Below are 19,493 nucleotides of genomic sequence, written 5' to 3'. Positions count from 1 at the left end.
TCGCAAAGACGAGAATAGAGTACTATCGCTTTTAGCTTAATCATTGAGTTTTGTCCTTTCGCTTCTCTACCTAAGCCGCCACTTCCCTTAAATCTACGGCCACAACTCTTGAAACGCCTTGTTCTACCATAGTCACACCATAGATGATATCAGTACTGGCGATGGTGCGTTTGTTGTGAGAAACGATGATAAATTGAGATTGATCGGAGAATTTCCGGATGATGTTATTGAATTTATCGATGTTAGTATCATCTAACGGAGCATCAACCTCATCAAAAATACAGAATGGCGCAGGTTTTAGTAAATAAAGCGAAAATAGGAGTGCGGTGGCGGTTAAAGTTTTTTCACCTCCGGATAACTGATTGATAGATAATGGCCTTTTGCCTTTCGGACGGGCAATAATATCGATATCAGCTTCTAAAGGATTATTAACATCAGAAAGAATTAAATCGCAGCTATCTTCTTCGTTGAAAAGCGAACGGAAAACAATTATAAAATGTTCACGTGCCTGTGTGAAGGCTTGCATAAATTTATCTTTTGCAGTATCATCAATCTCTTTTATGGTTTGTAAAAGATCGGTTTTGGCGGCATTCAGGTCTTTTTTCTGGTTTTGGATGAATATGTAACGCTCCTCCATTTCTTTAAAAGCTTCCATCGCCATAGAATTGATCGCTCCAAATTCATCAAGTTGGCGTTTCATTTTTTCAACCTTCTGCCGGATTTCAAACTCGCTTTCCAGTGCTTCAACTTCCGTTTCTGTTTCCAGAAGATCGTTAATGTCAATATTGAATTCAACAGCCAGCCGCTCTTTCAATGAGTTCAAATCTATTTTCAGCGTATTCTTTTTATCCTTGATTTCGGTCAGAAGGAAATCTGTTTCCTCCCGGTTTTTGCGGATATTTGTGAGACTATTTTCCAGCTCATTGATAGTTCCCTTTTGCTCAAAGTACTCTTTTTCTACTTCAGCAAGGCCTTTTTCCATATCTTCACGTTGCTGGTACATTTCCAAAAGCGTATCATCACTCAAATCGGTATGTTGCAAGGTAGCCGTAATTTGCGTTAGTGTTTCCTGCAGTTCCTTATCATTCTGGGCAACCCGCTTAGTCAGCGCTTCCTCTTGTACAAACCGATAATCAAGGTCCTTTTCCAAACCAGATAATTTGTTTTGCTGCTGATGAAAGCGAATATTATCCTGATTATATTTCCCTGCAGATTCGTTTACCTGATCAGCAAGATCCTGATAAAGCAATTGCTGTTCCTGCAAGTCAACATGTTCCTGCTGTTGCTTTCTCTGCAATTCAACTAAAGCCGGTAATTTTTCTGCCAAAGATTGTTCTATCGAAACAATTTTCTGTGCAATATCCGTTTTACGATTTTCGCTCGTTGTAATGAATTCCTGGTATTGATCACGACGTGTTTGAACTGAAATTTGTTCATTGATCAGACGGTTCAGCTCCTGTTGTAGCGTATTGATCTGGCTTACTTTTGACGCTTCTTTTAAATTAAAAATTTGATCCGTTTCAGTTGTAATCGCCTGATTATATTGATTAATCAATGATTCGGACATTTTGATTTCTTTAGCTAAATTTTCTAAATTTTTAGCCCGACCAATTCTTTTTCCTTCGAATAATCCAACAGAACCGCCCGCCAGCGTAAATTTTGTCTGTGCATATTTTCCGTTTTTTGCCAAAATAGTTATGCTTTCTGTGGGCGTTTCTTTGAAGATATTTTCCTGCTCAGCAACGGCGATATAAACATTTTGCAATAACAGGTTACAAAGTTGCTGATACTTTTTATCTACTTCAATAACCGATAATGCAGAAATTAGGCCTTCGTAAGTTGCCAGAGTTGTATTTTTCTCAGGGATGTTCTCCAAAATGAAGAAGTTCGCCCGCCCGCGACTGGAATCCGTTAGCAGGTTAATCGCCTGAACGGCATCAGCATAATGATCCACCACGTAGTGATTCATTACCGGTTCGAGATAATTTTCGATGGCGATTCGGTAATCCTCATCACAAAACAATATATCCGATAGGAGTAAGGCGCTTTTTGAGAATGCATTATTCTTTTTAAGGAAACGTATAGATTCAGGAAAGCCTTCCAAGCTATCTACAAGTGATTTTGTAAGGTTGTATTCGTTTTGTTTAGCATCCTTTTTACGGTTCTCCGACGTAAGCTTTTCCTTATTTGCAGCGAGGTTAGTTTCCGATTTAGCGAGGTTTTCTATTAAAGATTCTTCGGCTTCCTTAAGTTGTTTAATGTTCGTTTGCTTTTCCGAAACCTGGATATCAAGTTCTGCCAAGGCATGATCAAAAGCCTTCAATTCTGATGTTTTGGTTTCCGTATCACCAACATTTCTGCTGGTTTCCTGCACCAATGCATCTTTTTGAATGTTTAAAATATCAATTTCCTTTTGTGATTGATAAACCTGATTTTGCAATTCGTTAACTGACTTTACGAGGTTATCAATTCGATTTTTCTCCGTCTGCTGTTGCTCCCGAAGCGTATCAAGCGAAGACTTTAACAGTTTTAAATCGGATTCTACTTTATTAAAAACTTCTGTTTCAGTTAAAATCTCTTCATTTAAACGCTTAATGTTGTACTTGATATGATTAAGCTGGTTTTTATCCTTTTCCAATTCGCCCGATAAACGGGTTTCCTTTTCTTGTAAAAAACGCATCTGCTCATTCTTTACCTTTTTCTCACTCTCATAAGCACGAATTTTTGAGACTAACTCATTCGTGGCCTTTTGCTGAACAGAAAGGTTTTTTTCCTGATTTATGCTTTCCAGTTTAAACTTTTGTAATTCTGCCTCCTGGCTATCAATTTGAGTGCTTAATTCAGTTCTCAAAACCTGCTGATTTTGCTCTTGAAATTCAAGTGCATTTAAATCGGTGCGAAAAAAGGCAATACGATGCGTGGCCAATTGAACACTCAGTTCGCGGTATTGCTCTTTCAGTTTGTAGTATCGCTCTGCTTTTCGGGCTTGGTTTTCGAGTGTTTTTAAGTTTTTTTCAATCTCGAATAGTAAGTCTTCTACACGTTCTAAATCGGTTTCTGTATCTTTTAATTTGTTGAACGTTTGCTTTTTACGCAACTTATATTTCGAAATTCCGGAGGCTTCTTCAAACAACGAACGACGGCTGTGTTCCTTGTTGGTTATAATTTCATCAACCATTTTCAGCTCAATGATAGAATAACTATCAGAGCCAATTCCCGTATCGAGAAATAGATCTGTTATATCCTTTAAGCGGCACTGCACATCATTCAAACGGTATTCGCTATCACCATTCCGGTACAACTTTCGGGTTACTGTAACCTGAGAATAGGCCGTTGGAAGAATATTCTTCGTGTTATCAAAACTTAAGGAAACCTCGGCAAGTTGAGCCTGTTTGCGGTTTTTTGTGCCATTGAAAATGATGTTTTCCATCTTTTCAGAACGTAGTGCTTTGGTGCTTTGCTCACCTAAAACCCAGCGCATCGCATCAATAACATTCGATTTACCGCAACCGTTAGGCCCCACAATAGCCGTAACTCCTTCATTAAAATTGATGGTCACTTTGTCGCCAAAGCTTTTAAATCCTTTAATTTCTAACTTAGTGAGTTGCATGGTTTGTGATAGGGCGAACCGAGTTCAATAATAGGTATAAATTTGCTTTTTTTCAAGGCGATATACCGAATTTAACCGTTATGGGGACTTAATTTAACACGGCTTTAAAAGGGATTTGGGATGGAGTGCCCTGGTAAATTTAATAAGAATTGCCAGGGAAGCACGAAATACACGGAAACTCTTTTAAATAAGGAGAACTTACCAGATTAGGTGTAAATTTTAAAAATTGATTGAGGTGGTGATCACCTGAATTTATTTTCGGAATCTTTAAAGATAAAAAAAGCACAAATTTCTTTGTGCTCAATTCTTTGTGGTGAAAATTATGACTTATTTGCTATTGAGCTTACTTTACAATCATCAGTTTAGCAAACTTTAATAACAATTGCTTGTTGCCCAAGCCCTGAAAAAATACGGTTGCCTTAACATCAGGTAAATTACCTTCGAGGCTAATAATCTTCCCGAAACCGAATTTTTCATGCTCTACTTCCATTCCGCCCTGAAACTCGTGTGGTTGTGATGGCGCAAAACCAGGCGTTGGCACATGGGCTTTTGCCAATAACGAAGTCGTTTTCGGGCGAGGTGGTGGGGCAGAAGTTGTACTTGCTGGTTTTGGTTTGCTAAAGAAATCACGAGGCTGCGAAGTCCACGTTTTACGTTCATCATCAAAACTACCTTCAAAAACATTGCTTTTTGCGGGCTTAACATCCAACTCTAAAAACCTTGGATTAATTTCATTAATGAAACGGCTTGGTTCGCAGTTGGTAAGTGTTCCCCAGCGATAGCGGGAAGTAGCGTAAGTGATCGTTAATTTTATTTCAGCCCGGGTAATCGCAACATAAAATAGACGACGTTCCTCTTCTAAATCAGATCGTGAATTAACCGACATTTGAGAGGGGAAAAGGTTCTCTTCCAAGCCCACAATAAAAACGTTCTTAAACTCCAATCCCTTCGCGGAGTGAATCGTCATTAAAGAAACGGTATCCTTGTTTTTATCGCCGTCTTTATCATCATTGGTTAAGAGTGCCACATCCTGCATAAAAATATCCAGTCCTTTTTCTTCAATATCCTCACGCTCGGCAAACTCCTTAATACCATTTAATAATTCCTGTATATTTTCATATCTCGCTCGACCTTCAACGCTATCATCGGTATACAATTCTTTTAAAATACCAGCATGCTGAGCAATAAACAAGGCAGAGTCGTAGGCGTCAAGCTTTTTTGCTTCCGCCTGAAAGCTCTGAACCATCATTGAGAAATCGTTGAGCTGGTTGGCCAAACGGCCATCTACATATTGGTGTGCATTCGAAATCACATCCCACATGGTGATGTTATGCTGATCAGCGGCTACAATAATTTTGTCAATTGATGTATCTCCAATTCCACGTTTTGGATAGTTGATTACCCTTTTAATGGCTTCTTCATCCTTCGGATTAAAAGTCAAACGGAAATAAGCAATTAAATCTTTAATCTCTTTACGCTGATAAAAAGAGGTGCCACCATAAATTTTGTAAGGAACATTTAGTTTGCGCAAACCTTCCTCCATGGCCCTGCTTTGGGCATTGGTACGATATAAAATCGCGAAATCATGGTATTGGTAACCCTTTAAACCCCGTTCCTGGATAATGGATTCGGCAACTAATTTGCCTTCTTCGTTATCCGTAAACGCCCGGGAAACCTTAATCCGATCGCCTTCCACATTTTCTGAAAAAACATTTTTCTCCAATTGGTTTTTATTATTGGCAATAATGCTGCTGGCGGCATCAACAATATTTTGGGTAGAACGGTAATTTTGCTCTAGTTTATATACTTTTAAATCTGGATAATCGCGTTCAAAATTCAGGATGTTTTGAATATTTGCACCACGGAAAGCATAAATACTCTGTGCATCATCACCCACTACGCAAATATTTTGGTAAGCTGCAGCTAGTTTTTTCACAATGGTGTACTGCGAAAAGTTGGTATCCTGGTACTCATCCACCATTAAATACCTGAATTTTTGCTGGTATTTATTTAAAACATCCGGATGTTCTTTAAGCAGAATGTTGGTTTTGAAAAGTAAATCATCAAAATCCATGGCACCAGCCCTAAAACAGCGTTTAGCATATTGCTCATATATTTGCCCCATTAACGGACGTTTATTTTGAATATCTTCAGCCTGTATCTGGTCGTTCGCTTGATATTCGCCCCACGATATCAGGTTATTTTTTGCAGAAGAAATACGGCCGTAAACAAAATTTGGTGCGTATAATTTATCATCAAGCTGCATTTCTTTCAAAATAGCACGAATTACACTTTTACTATCATCGGTATCGTATATGGTAAAGTTGTTCGGATAACCAATTTTTTCAGCTTCAACACGCAAAATTTTCGCAAAAACAGAGTGGAAAGTACCCATCCAGATATTTTTAGCCTCAGCACCAACCACCTTCGAAATACGCTCCCGCATATCTTTACTGGCCTTATTTGTAAAGGTTAAAACCAGGATGTTAAAAGGGTCGGTTCCGGTTTGGATCAGATGTGCTACTCGAAAAGTAATTACACGTGTTTTGCCCGAACCAGCACCCGCAACAATCATTACCGGTCCTTTTGTATTCTCTACTGCTGCTCTCTGTTGTGGGTTTAATCCTTCTAAATAATCCAAATCGGTTCCTGTTTTTTTGAGGTTCAAAAATAACAATTCTCAAGTCTTTTGCGAAAAGTGTTAGTAATTACTTTAATACGGATTGCGATCCTGTTTGAAATATTTCAGTGTGCTTGATCGTCTGCTATAAATGTCGTCAAGCTAGCCTGAAATTCAGGATCGCAACTTTCATATAAAACAATAATGCTATTACACCCGAAATAAATCTAGGGTGACGGCCATTTAAACATTTTTGGTGAACAAAACTTATCGTTATGCCAAAATTACATATTGCTTTTTTAGGAATGGATTTTGATATACCGCTGCTATGGATGATAATAATATTAACAATAATATAGAGTTTACTGATATCCCAGAAGGATCAAGTACTGATATTTATGCTAATCTGAAAGAGAAATTAGAAAGCGTAGAAAAGTTTCCTGGCATTTACAACTTCAAGTTTATAATAACAGGCGGATTAGATAAGATTGAAGAATTGCGCAAAGTTTTGCCTGATGATGAATTTATAGAGCAGCCCTCTAAAACCGGCAAGTATGTTTCTATTACAGTTAAAAAGCAAATGCAAAATGCTGACGAGGTAATTGCCATTTACAAACAAACGGCAAATATCAAAGGCATTATGACACTCTAAGTTTTTTCCGCAGATCTAGCAGATTGTTACAGAACCTTTTCAAGGTCTGCGGGAAACAACATAAAGGTCGGCTACATCCAATTTTCATTACCACTCTCTACCTGGTAAAGCCAATAATTTACAAGACATTTGATTTCGCTATAATTTCCATATTTAAAACGAATTTTACCTGCTGCAGTGTGCAAACATAAATGGCCAACATCTACACCCTTGTGCCATGGATATTGCGAAGCCGTAATGGCCTGTATTTTATGAGGCATTATAATTTCATTTGAAATATCCCAAATGCCACTTGTTTTAATGATGAATTCCTGGTTTACAGCAATTCGATGCCTGCGGTAACTCACGTAAATCATGAATGCTCCTATAATAAGATAGGCGAATCCAAAACCAATAAAAGGCTTTATTTCAGGTACATTAAATGCTACCACTAAAAATATTGCCAGGGGCAAGATCAGTTTAAAAAAGATTGGCAGGTTCAGGAAGCGCCAGTCTGGGATAAAAGTTTTGCCTTTAACCGGAACCTGGCCTAATATCATATGCAGCAATTCATCACGCTCTATTTTATTGCAGCCAACAATTTCAAGGGTGTTTCCTTGCATTTCCTTTCCGTTTTTACTCATCCCGAAATTAGCCTGCTTTAAACTGATGTTAAGCATATTCAATTTCTTTTGAAAATAATTCTGGCTGTGTTTGGTAATCTGTACCTTATCCTGACTGATCATCGTATTCTTTTTTGCAATTAAACCTGATGACAGGATTAGAGAATGTTTTTGTCGCCCGATTTCAAGATCGAAATATTTATAAAAAGTTCTCACCAGGTTGATAATCAGCAAGGCTACCAGAAGCACTACAACTATAATGGCCACAGAAAACAACGTAGCTAAGCCCATCACAGTACTTTCTACATACCCATCGTCAACTTCTAAAAGATCCATAATATGACTTGCCTCCTGAATAAGATATATGAAAAACAGGAACATCAATGTTAAGCTTTGTCCGTAGTTAGATGTTAGGCCAACTTTTAACAGGGTAAGTGCACTAATTTTTAAAACAGGTGTTGCCGTTTCAGGCTGATGAACAGGTTCAGATGTTTCATTTACCGCATTTTTTTTTCTATCTAACAGATGTTCTTTTAGATTATATGCTGAGGCTTCATCTATTGCATAAATAACTACTTCTTCTCCACTGGCGCCAGCAGTATCGATCTTTAAACCATAAACACCGAAAATTTTTTGCAAAACATTTTGGTTGATGTTAACCTGTTGTATCTTCTCAAGATGTATAATTACCTGATCACGGTTTAGAATACCTTTATTCACCACAAACTCCTGATTTTGCTTGTTAAGAAAAAAAGTGAAATTACGGTACCATAAGTAGGAGATGATCACAGCGATTATTAACAGGGCTAAAAGACCTAGAAAAAGGTAGTGTTTGTTTTCTGATGTTCTGAAAAAAGCAATGATGATGGGGATGATAAGTGCTTTGATTACCCGGAATGACCCATGTGCCACAATTACGATAATGCCCGTAGCAGATTGACGCTGTGGTTTACTAAAATCGTTATTCACTGGCATTTGTTTCAGTTTCCACAGATTCAGTTGAATCGAGTTTATTAAGAATCAAGTCTCTGATGCTTTTCGCCTCATCAATCGGTATTCCACCAATCCGCAAATGGCCGCTCACTCCACCTGCAGTAAATATTTGTAGTGAGCCTAATTTAAACATACGGGATAAAATACCTTCATTTAACTCAATATGCTGAATCCTGTTTAGCGGTACAATCGTCGTCGATTCGGCAATAATCCCATCTTTATAAATTACATCCTGGGTTCTGATTGCGTAGCCACGTTTCCTGAAACTCGCCCAAAAAATCACGAAGAAACAAATCAGCAGCATGATATAAGCCGAAACAACGGCGATAAGATAGGGCTTAATCTCATCATTAAAAACTAACAAAAAGGCAGCAATAATTCCGAGGAGTAAAAAACAAATGATCAGATTAATGCAAATGACTTTCCAGTAACTGACGTGAGGTTTTTTTAAAGCGATTTCCTGATACTTCGGAAGTGAATTAATGTCAATTGCATCATTGGTAAAGTTTTCGGTAAGCATGGCTTAAATATTAAAACTAATAAATCCTTATTCAGACGGATGGGTATGCCTTTTGTTACCTCGCTACAATAAACTTTTTCGCTGCATTATATTGGCCTGAATCAGACGTTAGTTTTAAAAAGTATATTCCAGGAACAAAGGTTGAGGTATTGATCTCTAAAGTATGTTTGCCAACATTCAGGTATTCATTGAGCACCGTTTTAACCAGCCTTCCCATCATATCGTAAACCTGTATGGTTAGCTTATCGGTTTGTGGTAATACAACATCCAAATAGGTTTGGGTTCCGGCAGGATTTGGGTAATTTTGCGACACCACAAACATCAGGAATCTATCAAAAATAGCCTTGTTAATGGAGTCGAAGATTACATAACTAATCAATCGGTATCCTCTGGCATTCGGGTGAAATGCATCCTGGTATAAACTAAAATCCCTCCTCATGGCTGCGTTAACATCCGCGAGGTAAATTTTATATTCTGTTACTAACCTGCGGTAGATGACGTTTAATGATCTGATCACATTATTTACCGCAACTAATGGCGGATTATTGCGGTCATCAACATTTTGAAGCGTACAAACAATCGGAACCAGGTTTTGCTTTAAGCTGGTAGAAATCAGTGAGCGCATATTGGCTTCCGTTTCGGCAATGCTGCCCCGGTTATTTGCAATTGCCAGTGCGTCATTAATCCCCATTGATATGACAATAAAGCCAGTTCTGTCTTTAATGGCATTATCAATTCTAAGCAAACCCTGAAAGGTAGTTTGCCCGCCAATTCCATGGTTGGTGATATCTACAACCTTATTTACATAACAATTTGAGAAATTATTTTTAAGCATGGTTTGGAAACCGACACCGCCTACGCCCTCTACAGTACTGGCACCAAAGGTGACAATATTAATACTGTCTTTAGCGTAAAATTGGGCAGCTTCCGGGCAACTTACTCTGGGTGGAGTAGTGGTTTGAGAAAAAGCAGAAATACCAACATAAAAAAGCAACACCAAAAGGAGATAAAGTCGCGTGTTGATTTTCATTACAATTGATTCATTCGGATGTTAGTTAAGGATATTTCTTGAATGGTGCAATTTAACAAAAAATGGTTTAAATTATATTTCATTAAGTTGAATTTTATTTAAAAACAACAATTATTTAACAAATGTGGTTTGCGTAAAATTCGTAAGCTTTTATCATAATAAAATGATAAGATATACAACTGAAAATTATTTTCAATTGATTTATTCCCTCATGCCTTTTGTGCATAAATCTTATATTTGTCGAAATTCAATTTGTTATGCAAGAAATAAAAAATTATGTAGAGGCAAACAAGCAGCGTTTTCTAGACGAATTGTTTGAATTACTACGTTTTCCATCAGTTAGTGCCGACCCAAAATACAAAGGTGATGTGTTGAAAACAGCCGATTATGTAGCTCAAAAGTTGAAAGATGCAGGTGCAGATAATGTAGAAATTTGTGAAACGGCCGGTTATCCAATCGTTTACGGAGAAAAAATAATCGATTCATCTTTACCAACAGTATTGGTTTATGGCCATTATGATGTTCAACCTGCAGACCCATTAGAATTATGGCATACACCGCCGTTTGAGCCTACCGTTCGTGATGGTAAAATTTATGCCCGTGGTGCTTGCGATGATAAAGGGCAGTTTTACATGCATGTTAAAGCTTTTGAATTAATGATGCAAACCAATACTTTGGCTTGTAACATTAAATTTATGATAGAAGGTGAAGAGGAAGTAGGTTCTGCAAATCTTGGCATTTTTGTTAAGGCAAATGCAGAGCGTTTAAAAGCCGATGTGGTGTTGATTTCAGATACATCGATGATTAGCATGGAGCATCCATCTATAGAAACCGGTTTACGTGGTTTAGCTTATATGGAGGTTGAAGTAGTTGGCCCGAATCGCGATTTACACTCTGGTGTTTATGGTGGAGCAGTAGCAAATCCGGCAACAATCCTTTGTAAAATGATTGCTTCTTTGCACGATGAAAATAACCACATTACCATTCCAGCTTTCTATGATAAAGTGATTGAATTAACCGATGATGAGAAAAAGGCTTTAAATTCTGCTCCATATGATGAAGAGGAATATAAAAAAGACCTTAACATAGAAGAAGTATGGGGCGAAAAAGGCTACTCTACTTTGGAGCGTACTGGTACTCGTCCAACTTTAGAAGTAAACGGAATTTGGAGCGGTTACATTGGTGAAGGGGCCAAAACGGTATTGCCAAGTAAAGCAAATGCAAAAATTTCGATGCGCTTAGTCCCGAATCAAAGTTCAGAAGAGATTTCAGAGATTTTTGCTAAACATTTTGAAAGTATTGCACCTAAAAATGTAAATGTGAAAGTTACGCCTCATCATGGTGGCGAACCAGTTGTAACACCAACAGATAGTGTAGCCTACTGTGCAGCAGAAAAAGCGATTGAAGATAGCTTTGGTAAAACTGCAATTCCAACTCGCGGTGGCGGCTCTATTCCAATTGTTGCTTTGTTTGAAGATGTTTTAGGTATTAAATCAGTTCTTTTTGGTTTTGGTTTAGATAGCGATGCATTACACTCGCCAAACGAAAAATACGATATCTACAATTATTACAAAGGCATTGAAACTTTGCCATTGTTTCACAAATATTTTGCCGAATTGAGCAAATAAAATAACTTCAATTATTTATTAAAATCCCTGTTAGGTTCATCCAAACAGGGATTTTTTTTGGAAATGAACGTTCAGTATTTTATTGATGCTGCAGCCCTGCTATCCATTACAATCTTTTTAGGCACTGTTTGTAGAAGCACGAAGCATCTGTTTCATTGGTTGCAGATGCTTCGTGCCTCAGCATAACACTATATTTAACTTTGCTGCAACAAAAAGTATTTCCATTCCTATCAGGTTTATAATATACAGCAAAACTTTCATAGCAAAACAGAGCAAGCCACCTAAACCCGACCTGCATGGAAAATCCTTTACCGATTTTTTCAATCGGGAAAGATTTGAAATGGGGGCGGGGCTGAACTGAGCGATTAGCACTGCAATTGCTTTTCATAAAAAGAAAAATCGTTTTTGGCTATTTTTTTTTAAATTGTGCACATGAAATACATAATCTCATCTCTTTTACTTTTTGTAGCAAGCACTTCTTTTGCACAAAGTACTAAATCGATTAAGCAATCCGGAAACCCAATTTTTGAAGGTTGGTATGCAGATCCTGAAGCGGCTATTTTTAACAATAAGTACTGGGTTTACCCAACTTATTCTGCAAAATATAAAGAACAGGTTTTTCTAGATGCTTTCTCGTCAACAGATTTAGTAACCTGGAAAAAACATCCAAAAGTTTTAGATACGGCTGCAGTTAAATGGGCCAACAAAGCGATGTGGGCACCTGCAATAGTAGAGAAGGATAAAAAGTATTATTTGTTTTTTGGGGCAAACGATATACAAAGCGATAATGAAGTAGGTGGAATTGGTGTAGCGGTAGCCAATAAACCAGAAGGACCTTATAAAGACCATTTAGGTAAACCACTTGTAGATAAGTTTCATAATGGAGCGCAGCCAATTGATCAGTTCGTATTTAAAGATAAAGATGGGCAGTATTATTTAATTTACGGTGGATGGAAACATTGTAACATTGCAAAGCTAAATAACGATTTTACGGGTTTTTTGCCGTTTGATGATGGAACAATTTTTAAGGAAATAACACCAGATAAATATGTTGAAGGGCCATATATGTTCATCAGAAATGGTAAATACTATTTTATGTGGAGCGAAGGTGGATGGACCGGACCCGATTACTGTGTAGCTTATGCAGTTAGCGATTCGCCATTTGGCCCTTTTAAAAGAGTTGGTAAAATTTTAGAGCAAGATGCAGCGATTGCAAGAGGAGCAGGGCATCACTCTGTAATTATTAATGAGAAAAAGAATTCTTATCACATCGTTTATCACCGCCGTCCGTTAACAGAAACCAATGGCAATCATCGCGTTACCTGTATTGATGAAATGAAATTTGACGCAGATGGAAACATCCTTCCAGTAAAAATTACAAACGAAGGTGTTAAAGCTCAAAAAGTAAAATAATATTCTAAAGTCAGTTTTTAACCTGTTTAAAAACTGACTTTAATTGCTTTCAGCAATGTTGTGTGTCTGTTTTTTATCTAACAAGCTGAACCCGTAAGCACAAATTAAAAGGATGCAGGCCAATCCGAACCAAAGCCAGTTATAACCTAAGTGCTTTGCAATAAAAAAACCTGCCATTGGGCCAACTACCTGGGCGCAACTCCAGCTTAGCGTATATCCTGCAGCATATAAACCTCTGTTATGCTCGTTACTTCTACTAATAACTACAGTATTTATAAACGGAAGCACAAACATTTCGCCAATTGTAAAAGTTATGATTGTAAGTATTGCTGTAAATACATGAAAAATAATTGGCGCACTAAGCAATAAATAAGAAACTGCAAAGAAAACAGAACCTATTATTATAAAGAACATTGGCGACCTTTTCTTTTCAATTTTATTAATCATAATCATTTCGAACAGGGCAATTATAGCTCCATTTATGCCAATGATAATACCAATGGCAAACTCATTAATATGCCATTGCTCCTTAAAAAATACCGGAACCACCCTAAACATAAGGAATGCACAAGTAATAAAAAGTGTGGTTAACAATATAAAGCGAACATAAAAAGCATCTTGCCAGGGTTTCAAAATAACCATGCTGCTGCGATTTTCTTTTGCTTTCTTTATAAAATCTTTAACCTGAGGTAATAAAAATAAAATGGCTACGCCTACTAAAATGCTTACGCCACCTTCTACAATAAACAATAGCTTGTAATTTATCGAAGCAATTATTCCTGCCATGCTTATTCCGGCAGACCAGCCAATATTTACGGCAAGTCTGTTTAACGAATATGAACGCGTTATTGTACCCTCCTTGGCATAATGTGCCACTGCGGTAAAATTGGCCGGGCGAAATGCTTCGGAGAAAAAACTGATCACAACTGCCAAACCACACAGTGTAGAAAAATGCGTTATGGTAGAAAATAATATGAATAATAAACCACCAATAATTGAAGAAAGTATTTGAACGGGCCTGAAACCAATAATATCGGTTAGTTTACCTCCCGTAGCTGAACCCAAAATGGAGCCAACGCCAAACAAAGTAATGATTAAGCCTGCGTCAATTTCACTACGATGCAAACTCTGTGTAACATACAAACCCATAAACGGAACGGCCATACTACCGCATCTGTTAAACATCATCACAATGCTTAGCAGCCAGGTTTCTTTACTTAGGCCACTAAAGGATGATTTGTATGTATTTAAAATAAGTTTGAACATGGTGCGTTTTCGTGTGCAAAAGTAATAAAATGGGTTGTGATAAATGATGAGAGAGTAATGAATATTACAGGAAATTTCTTTACCTATTTGCCAAAATTTGCTGTAATGTAATTAATGAGTTAATTTCATTCTAACTAAATTGAAACCTCATGAAAAACAACTCCAAGTCCAGGCGTGATGCCATCCAGCAATTAGGTTTACTTTCAGCAGGAATGTTTATGCTTTCTTTAAACTCTTGTACTGATGAAAAAATAGCAAAAGATAATCTTAAAGAAACTAAGGCACCTTTGCCATTTTTAATTCCTGCTCAAAAACCTTTGGAAGTGGGACCGATGGGAAATAATATGAGAACATTGATAAGGAGTACCCAAACAAATAATCAATTCTCTTGTGTAGAAGCTGTTTTAGCACCAAAAAAAATTGCTGGAAGTCCTCACAAACACGATAAGCTTGATGAACTAATGTATGTTTTGGAAGGAACAGCATCTATCTTAATGGGCGATGAAGTGGTAGAAGTTAAAGCAGATTGTTGGCATTTAAGACCAAGAGGCATTGTTCATGTGGTCTGGAACTCGGGAAGCGAAAATCTACGTCTTATTGATATGTATTTTAATCAGAATTTTGAAGATTATCTCGAAGAAGTTTACTTCAAAATCATTCCGGAGGTCATTCAAAATAAATTATCATTCGAAGATCCAATAATAGCTAAACGCATGGCTGAACTAGACAGGAAATTTGGCTTAACCTATTATCCTGAAAAACAACAGGCGCTGATAGACAAATATGGTCTGAGTTAATTTTCAATTCAACTTCAATAAACATTGAGGAAACTAGATTACTACTTTTTCATTTAATCGCATTTTTTCTCAACTTTGCAGCAGCCATATGCCTCCAGAGAAAAGAATAACCACTACAAGAAAACCTTCAAACCGAAAACCCGTCAATCGAAAAAAGAAATCCAAGTCATTTCCAACACAGTGGAAAGTGGCTATAGCGGGTTTGCTTTTGATATTATTATCTCCTTTTTACTATGGATATGTGGTTAGTGCCTTTGTTTCAACCTGGCGTTGGATAACCGATATAGGCGAGGACCCGAGTTACAGAACTTATAAAAGTTTTGATATTAAAATACCTAAAAAATATTCTATTCATGGGATAGATGTTTCTTATTATCAGGGGAAGATTGATTGGGCACAAGTAAAGGCGATGGAAGAGGATGAAGTGAAGGTAAGTTTTGCCTTTATAAAAGCCACAGAAGGTGTTCTATTGGTCGACCCATATTTTCAAAGAAACTGGAGGGAAGCGCCAAAAGCGGGCATTGTTTGCGGTGCGTATCATTTTTTCCGCCCGAAGCGTGACGGTAAAACACAGGCTAAATTTTTTCTACAAGTTGTAAAAATTGAAAAAGGAGATTTGCCTCCGGTTGTGGATATTGAAACTTTAGATGGCGTTTCTCCACTGAAAATGCGGGCAGAACTTTCTGATTTTCTTAACTATGTGGAAATGAAAACGAAAGTCAGGCCGATTATTTACACTGGGTTAAAGTTTTACGAAGATTATTTGATTGAAAAGTTCGATGAATATCCGCTATGGGTAGCGCACTATTATCAGCCCAAGCTTCGATTAGATAACAGTCGGTGGAAGTTTTGGCAACATTCTGATAAGGCTAAAATAAATGGTATTGGCCATGTGGTTGATTTTAATGCCTTTAGCGGAGATAGTACAGCGCTGGCTGAAATGGTGGTTAAGTAACCCCCAACCCCCCTAAAAGGGGCTTTGCCCTTCAAATGTTTATCTATAGTTTAAAATCTAGTTTCTGTTTTTACGAATTTTGCATTGCCACCTAGCCTGTTGCTCCCCCCTTTAGGGGGCTAGGGGGTTATACCACCCAGCTTTCACACTTCTCTAAGAAAAATTCATCGGCTTCTGCACCAATTCCAGGCGTTTCCGGAACATCTAAAAAGTACCCATTGTAGGTTAAGCCACCAACAGCGGGGTCAACCAAGTGTCCGAGCAAAGCGGTATCTAAATCAAAAAATACAACATTCGGACTCGCCAAAGCAAAGTGAAGATTTGCGCTTAAGGCAATGCGACTTTCCAACATACTGCCAATCATACATTTTACTCCCGTTTGCAAAGCTTCTTCGTGGATTTTCTGCGCACCGAGAATACCTCCTGATTTTGAAAACTTAATGTTTAAATAGGTGGTAGATTGGCTGTTTATAAGTTTTCTTGCATCATGATAGTTGTAGCAACTTTCATCAGCCATCAACTTTACAGGAGAGTTTATGTTGAGTTCTGGTAGTTTGTCATCATACCAGGTTCTCATGGGTTGTTCACAAAATTCGATATTATATTGTTCAAGTTCGCCTAAGGCAAACAAAGCTTCATCAAATGTCCAGCCCTGATTTGCATCCAGGCGAATGGTAATTTCATCGCCAACAGCTTCCCGAATTTTTTTAACCCGTTCTATGTCATCATTAACTTTTTTACCAAGTTTAATTTTTAAAATGGTGCAGCCTTTTTCCTTGTATTGAACGGCAGTTTTTGCCATACCCTCGGGCGTATCTATGCCAATCGTCATATCCGTTTCTATTGTACGTTTGGTTCCACCTAAAAACTGATACAAAGGCAAATCTGCATTTTTGGCTGCAATATCGAATAATGCCATATCAAATGCACTTTTGATGGTGCTATTGTGGTCTGCATAACCTAACAAATCGTTCATTCTCTCTGGTATTTCCAATGGATTTTTACCTTTTAATATGGCGGCAAAATCCTTAGCCATTGCAATACAGGTTTCTTGTGTTTCCCCAACAATCATCGGGAAAGCAGAGCATTCTCCAATACCGTGAATTCCACTATCCGTGTAAATTCTAATCAAAACATTTTGCGCAAAGTGCATGGTTCCGGTTGCAATTACAAATGGCTCCATCGGGATGCTAAAACGATATATTTCGATGTGTGTAATTTTCATGTTTATTATTGGTTGGTAGAAAGTTTAAAGTAAATACTATGTACCCGTTTTATTTATAAATAGATTTCCAACTAAAATATAAAAACAAAAACTAAAACAAAACAGCTTTGTAGATAATTGATAGCTTTACCAATTCATTTTTATACTTTAATTACCATGTCGAACGTACATTCTGAGCCTAATAGTTTAATCAACGCTTCATCACCATATTTACTACAACATGCCTATAACCCTGTTCAATGGTATGAGTGGGGCGTTGAAGCATTGGAAAAGGCAAAAGCTGAAAACAAGTTGATTTTAGTGAGCATTGGTTATTCGGCATGCCATTGGTGTCATGTTATGGAACGCGAAAGCTTTGAAAATTTTGAGGTTGCCGAAGTGATGAACAAACATTTCGTTTGCATTAAGGTAGATCGTGAGGAACGCCCGGATATTGACCAAATTTACATGTACGCCATCCAATTAATGACAGGTAGTGGCGGCTGGCCATTAAATTGCATATGCTTACCAGACCAACGCCCAATTTATGGTGGAACTTATTTCAGAAAAAATGACTGGGTTAATATCCTGGAAAATGTGGCTGCGCTATGGTCAAATGAACCCGAAAAAGCCATTCAGTATGCAGAGCGATTAACTTCAGGCATCCGCGATAGCGAGAAAATAATTCCATCGGTTACAAAAGAAGATTACACTGATGAACATTTAACTGAAATTATTGAACCATGGAAACGCCATTTCGATATATCATTCGGAGGATACAATCGTGCTCCAAAATTCCCACTACCAAACAACTGGGTTTTCTTGTTGCGTTATGGCTACTTAAAAGATGATGAATCGGTTTTTACAGCGGTTTGCCACACATTAGAGGAGATGAGTAGAGGTGGAATTTACGATCAGATTGGCGGCGGTTTTGCCCGTTATTCCGTTGATGATAAATGGCATGTGCCGCATTTTGAAAAGATGCTTTATGATAATGCTCAACTGATCAGTTTATATGCTGAGGCTTATCAATGCACAAAATTTAACTCCTTTAAACAAACCGCGGTTGAAAGTATAAATTGGGTTTTTAACGAAATGACATCTCCCGAGGGTTTATTTTATTCGGCTTTAGATGCAGATAGTGAAGGCATTGAAGGTAAATTTTATGTGTGGGATAAAACAGAATTTTATGATCTGCTAGGTGATGATGCGCAATTATTAGGAGAATATTTCAACATTACCGAAGAAGGTAATTGGGAAGAAGAACAGACCAATATTTTGAGAAAAATACTGAGCGATGATGATATTTTATCAAAACATAACATTGATGCTGAAACGCTTTACACAAAAGTTGAATCGGCAAAGGCAAAATTACTAAATATCAGAAACCAACGGATTAGACCCGGTTTAGATGATAAATGCTTGACCGCATGGAATGGGATGATGATTAAAGCACTTGCAGATGCGGCAACCGTTTTAAGCCATGATTTATATTATCAAAAAGCAGCGGCGGCAGCCCGGTTTATCTTAGTCAATTTAAAAACAGCAAGTGGCGGCTTGTATCGAAATTATAAAAATGGAAAAGCTTCTATCACAGCTTTTTTGGACGATTATGCTTTTTTAATAGAGGCTTTGATTGCACTTTACGAATATGACTTTGATGAAAACTGGTTGAATGAGGCAAAATCTTTTACCGACTATGTGATTGAAAACTTTAGTGATTCTGAGTCACCGATGTTTTTTTATACTTCAGCAACCGGCGAAAGCCTGATTGCCCGTAAGCATGAAGTCATGGATAATGTGATTCCAGCTTCAAATTCGACAATGGCACAAAATTTAAAAGAATTAGGATTGCTATTCGATTTGGAAGGTTACAACAATAAAGCCGCAGAAATGCTTGCTGCCGTGCAGCCGAAAATTAAAACCTACGGATCAGCCTATTCAAATTGGGCAATACAACTGCTCAATGAAGTTTATGGTATAAATGAAATTGCACTTACTGGCGTGGAAACAGATGCCATTAAGCTTGAGTTAAGTAACTATTATATTCCCAACAAAATTACATTAGGTGGAACAAAAAGTAACCTGCCGCTGTTAAAAGGTAAGCAAAGCAATGAAACAAAAGTTTATATTTGCCGAAATAAAGTATGCCAGTTACCGGTTAACACTGTTGAGGAAGCATTAGCATATTTACATTAAAAAA

Annotated in this window: 13 protein-coding genes; 6 read left to right on the top strand and 7 right to left on the bottom strand. The window is 37.5% G+C overall.

Features of this window, described 5'->3' with window-relative positions; all coding sequences use genetic code 11:
* Positions 1–70: 70 nt before the first annotated feature.
* Together smc and EA772_RS20900 are read right to left on the bottom strand one after the other, a co-directional pair.
* Positions 71–3,610, bottom strand: a complete 3,540-nt coding sequence (gene smc / locus EA772_RS20905; protein ID WP_124914799.1) for a chromosome segregation protein SMC — start codon at positions 3,608–3,610, stop codon at positions 71–73.
* Between the two features lie 343 nt (positions 3,611–3,953).
* On the bottom strand, positions 3,954–6,251 hold the full coding sequence (locus EA772_RS20900; protein WP_124915109.1) for an ATP-dependent helicase: 2,298 nt from the start codon (positions 6,249–6,251) through the stop codon (positions 3,954–3,956).
* A 307-nt stretch (positions 6,252–6,558) separates the two neighbouring features.
* Here EA772_RS20900 and EA772_RS20895 point away from each other — a divergent pair, with 307 nt between their 5' ends.
* Positions 6,559–6,882: a DUF493 family protein gene (locus EA772_RS20895; protein WP_010599130.1), complete on the top strand. Its 324-nt coding sequence runs from the start codon at positions 6,559–6,561 to the stop codon at positions 6,880–6,882.
* 71 nt (positions 6,883–6,953) lie between these two features.
* Here the strand turns inward: EA772_RS20895 and EA772_RS20890 are convergent, their stop codons facing one another.
* Genes EA772_RS20890 through EA772_RS20880 form a run of 3 tightly spaced genes read right to left on the bottom strand, consistent with a single transcriptional unit; the run spans position 6,954 to position 10,027 of the window.
* Positions 6,954–8,459: a PH domain-containing protein gene (locus EA772_RS20890; RefSeq protein ID WP_124914798.1), complete on the bottom strand. Its 1,506-nt coding sequence runs from the start codon at positions 8,457–8,459 to the stop codon at positions 6,954–6,956.
* A complete protein-coding gene (locus EA772_RS20885) occupies positions 8,446–8,997 on the bottom strand; it encodes a PH domain-containing protein (RefSeq protein ID WP_124914797.1) in 552 nt (183 codons plus the stop codon). The genes EA772_RS20890 and EA772_RS20885 overlap by 14 nt, the downstream gene beginning before the upstream one ends.
* A 55-nt stretch (positions 8,998–9,052) precedes the next feature.
* Positions 9,053–10,027 (bottom strand): SGNH/GDSL hydrolase family protein, encoded by a 975-nt coding sequence (locus EA772_RS20880; RefSeq protein ID WP_124914796.1) that lies wholly within the window; start codon positions 10,025–10,027, stop codon positions 9,053–9,055.
* 257 nt (positions 10,028–10,284) lie between these two features.
* Here EA772_RS20880 and EA772_RS20875 point away from each other — a divergent pair, with 257 nt between their 5' ends.
* Positions 10,285–11,655 (top strand): dipeptidase, encoded by a 1,371-nt coding sequence (locus EA772_RS20875; RefSeq protein ID WP_124914795.1) that lies wholly within the window; start codon positions 10,285–10,287, stop codon positions 11,653–11,655.
* 432 nt (positions 11,656–12,087) lie between these two features.
* A complete protein-coding gene (locus tag EA772_RS20870; RefSeq protein ID WP_124914794.1) occupies positions 12,088–13,068 on the top strand; it encodes a glycoside hydrolase family 43 protein in 981 nt (326 codons plus the stop codon).
* Between the two features lie 39 nt (positions 13,069–13,107).
* Here EA772_RS20870 and EA772_RS20865 read toward each other — a convergent pair whose 3' ends face one another.
* Positions 13,108–14,334, bottom strand: coding sequence for an MFS transporter (locus EA772_RS20865; RefSeq protein ID WP_124914793.1), 1,227 nt, complete (start codon positions 14,332–14,334; stop codon positions 13,108–13,110).
* 149 nt (positions 14,335–14,483) lie between these two features.
* Between EA772_RS20865 and EA772_RS20860 the strand changes: the two genes are divergently transcribed.
* Together EA772_RS20860 and EA772_RS20855 are read left to right on the top strand one after the other, a co-directional pair.
* Complete coding sequence (locus tag EA772_RS20860) at positions 14,484–15,131, top strand: cupin domain-containing protein (protein WP_124914792.1); 648 nt, start codon at positions 14,484–14,486, stop codon at positions 15,129–15,131.
* Positions 15,132–15,219: 88 nt separating this feature from the next.
* Entirely contained in the window at positions 15,220–16,086 is an 867-nt protein-coding gene (locus EA772_RS20855) for a glycoside hydrolase family 25 protein (RefSeq protein WP_124914791.1), read from the top strand.
* 127 nt (positions 16,087–16,213) lie between these two features.
* Here the strand turns inward: EA772_RS20855 and EA772_RS20850 are convergent, their stop codons facing one another.
* Complete coding sequence (locus EA772_RS20850; protein ID WP_124914790.1) at positions 16,214–17,311, bottom strand: mandelate racemase/muconate lactonizing enzyme family protein; 1,098 nt, start codon at positions 17,309–17,311, stop codon at positions 16,214–16,216.
* 156 nt (positions 17,312–17,467) lie between these two features.
* Between EA772_RS20850 and EA772_RS20845 the strand changes: the two genes are divergently transcribed.
* Positions 17,468–19,489: a thioredoxin domain-containing protein gene (locus tag EA772_RS20845; RefSeq protein ID WP_124914789.1), complete on the top strand. Its 2,022-nt coding sequence runs from the start codon at positions 17,468–17,470 to the stop codon at positions 19,487–19,489.
* Positions 19,490–19,493: the final 4 nt, after the last annotated feature.

It is taken from the genome of Pedobacter sp. G11 (assembly GCF_003860265.1).
Lineage (GTDB): Bacteria > Bacteroidota > Bacteroidia > Sphingobacteriales > Sphingobacteriaceae > Pedobacter > Pedobacter agri.
This window is presented reverse-complemented; position numbering and strand designations above follow the sequence as displayed.

What these genes read in the sequence shown, in the direction of transcription:
- EA772_RS20870 (WP_124914794.1), top strand. Translation starts at nt 12,088, where the DNA reads ATGAAATACATAATCTCATCTCTTTTACTTTTTGTAGCAAGCACTTCT.
- EA772_RS20885 (WP_124914797.1), bottom strand. Translation starts at nt 8,997, where the DNA reads ATGCTTACCGAAAACTTTACCAATGATGCAATTGACATTAATTCACTT.
- EA772_RS20865 (WP_124914793.1), bottom strand. Translation starts at nt 14,334, where the DNA reads ATGTTCAAACTTATTTTAAATACATACAAATCATCCTTTAGTGGCCTA.
- EA772_RS20890 (WP_124914798.1), bottom strand. Translation starts at nt 8,459, where the DNA reads ATGCCAGTGAATAACGATTTTAGTAAACCACAGCGTCAATCTGCTACG.
- EA772_RS20855 (WP_124914791.1), top strand. Translation starts at nt 15,220, where the DNA reads ATGCCTCCAGAGAAAAGAATAACCACTACAAGAAAACCTTCAAACCGA.
- EA772_RS20880 (WP_124914796.1), bottom strand. Translation starts at nt 10,027, where the DNA reads ATGAAAATCAACACGCGACTTTATCTCCTTTTGGTGTTGCTTTTTTAT.
- smc (WP_124914799.1), bottom strand. Translation starts at nt 3,610, where the DNA reads ATGCAACTCACTAAGTTAGAAATTAAAGGATTTAAAAGCTTTGGCGAC.
- EA772_RS20895 (WP_010599130.1), top strand. Translation starts at nt 6,559, where the DNA reads ATGGATGATAATAATATTAACAATAATATAGAGTTTACTGATATCCCA.
- EA772_RS20845 (WP_124914789.1), top strand. Translation starts at nt 17,468, where the DNA reads ATGTCGAACGTACATTCTGAGCCTAATAGTTTAATCAACGCTTCATCA.
- EA772_RS20875 (WP_124914795.1), top strand. Translation starts at nt 10,285, where the DNA reads ATGCAAGAAATAAAAAATTATGTAGAGGCAAACAAGCAGCGTTTTCTA.
- EA772_RS20850 (WP_124914790.1), bottom strand. Translation starts at nt 17,311, where the DNA reads ATGAAAATTACACACATCGAAATATATCGTTTTAGCATCCCGATGGAG.
- EA772_RS20860 (WP_124914792.1), top strand. Translation starts at nt 14,484, where the DNA reads ATGAAAAACAACTCCAAGTCCAGGCGTGATGCCATCCAGCAATTAGGT.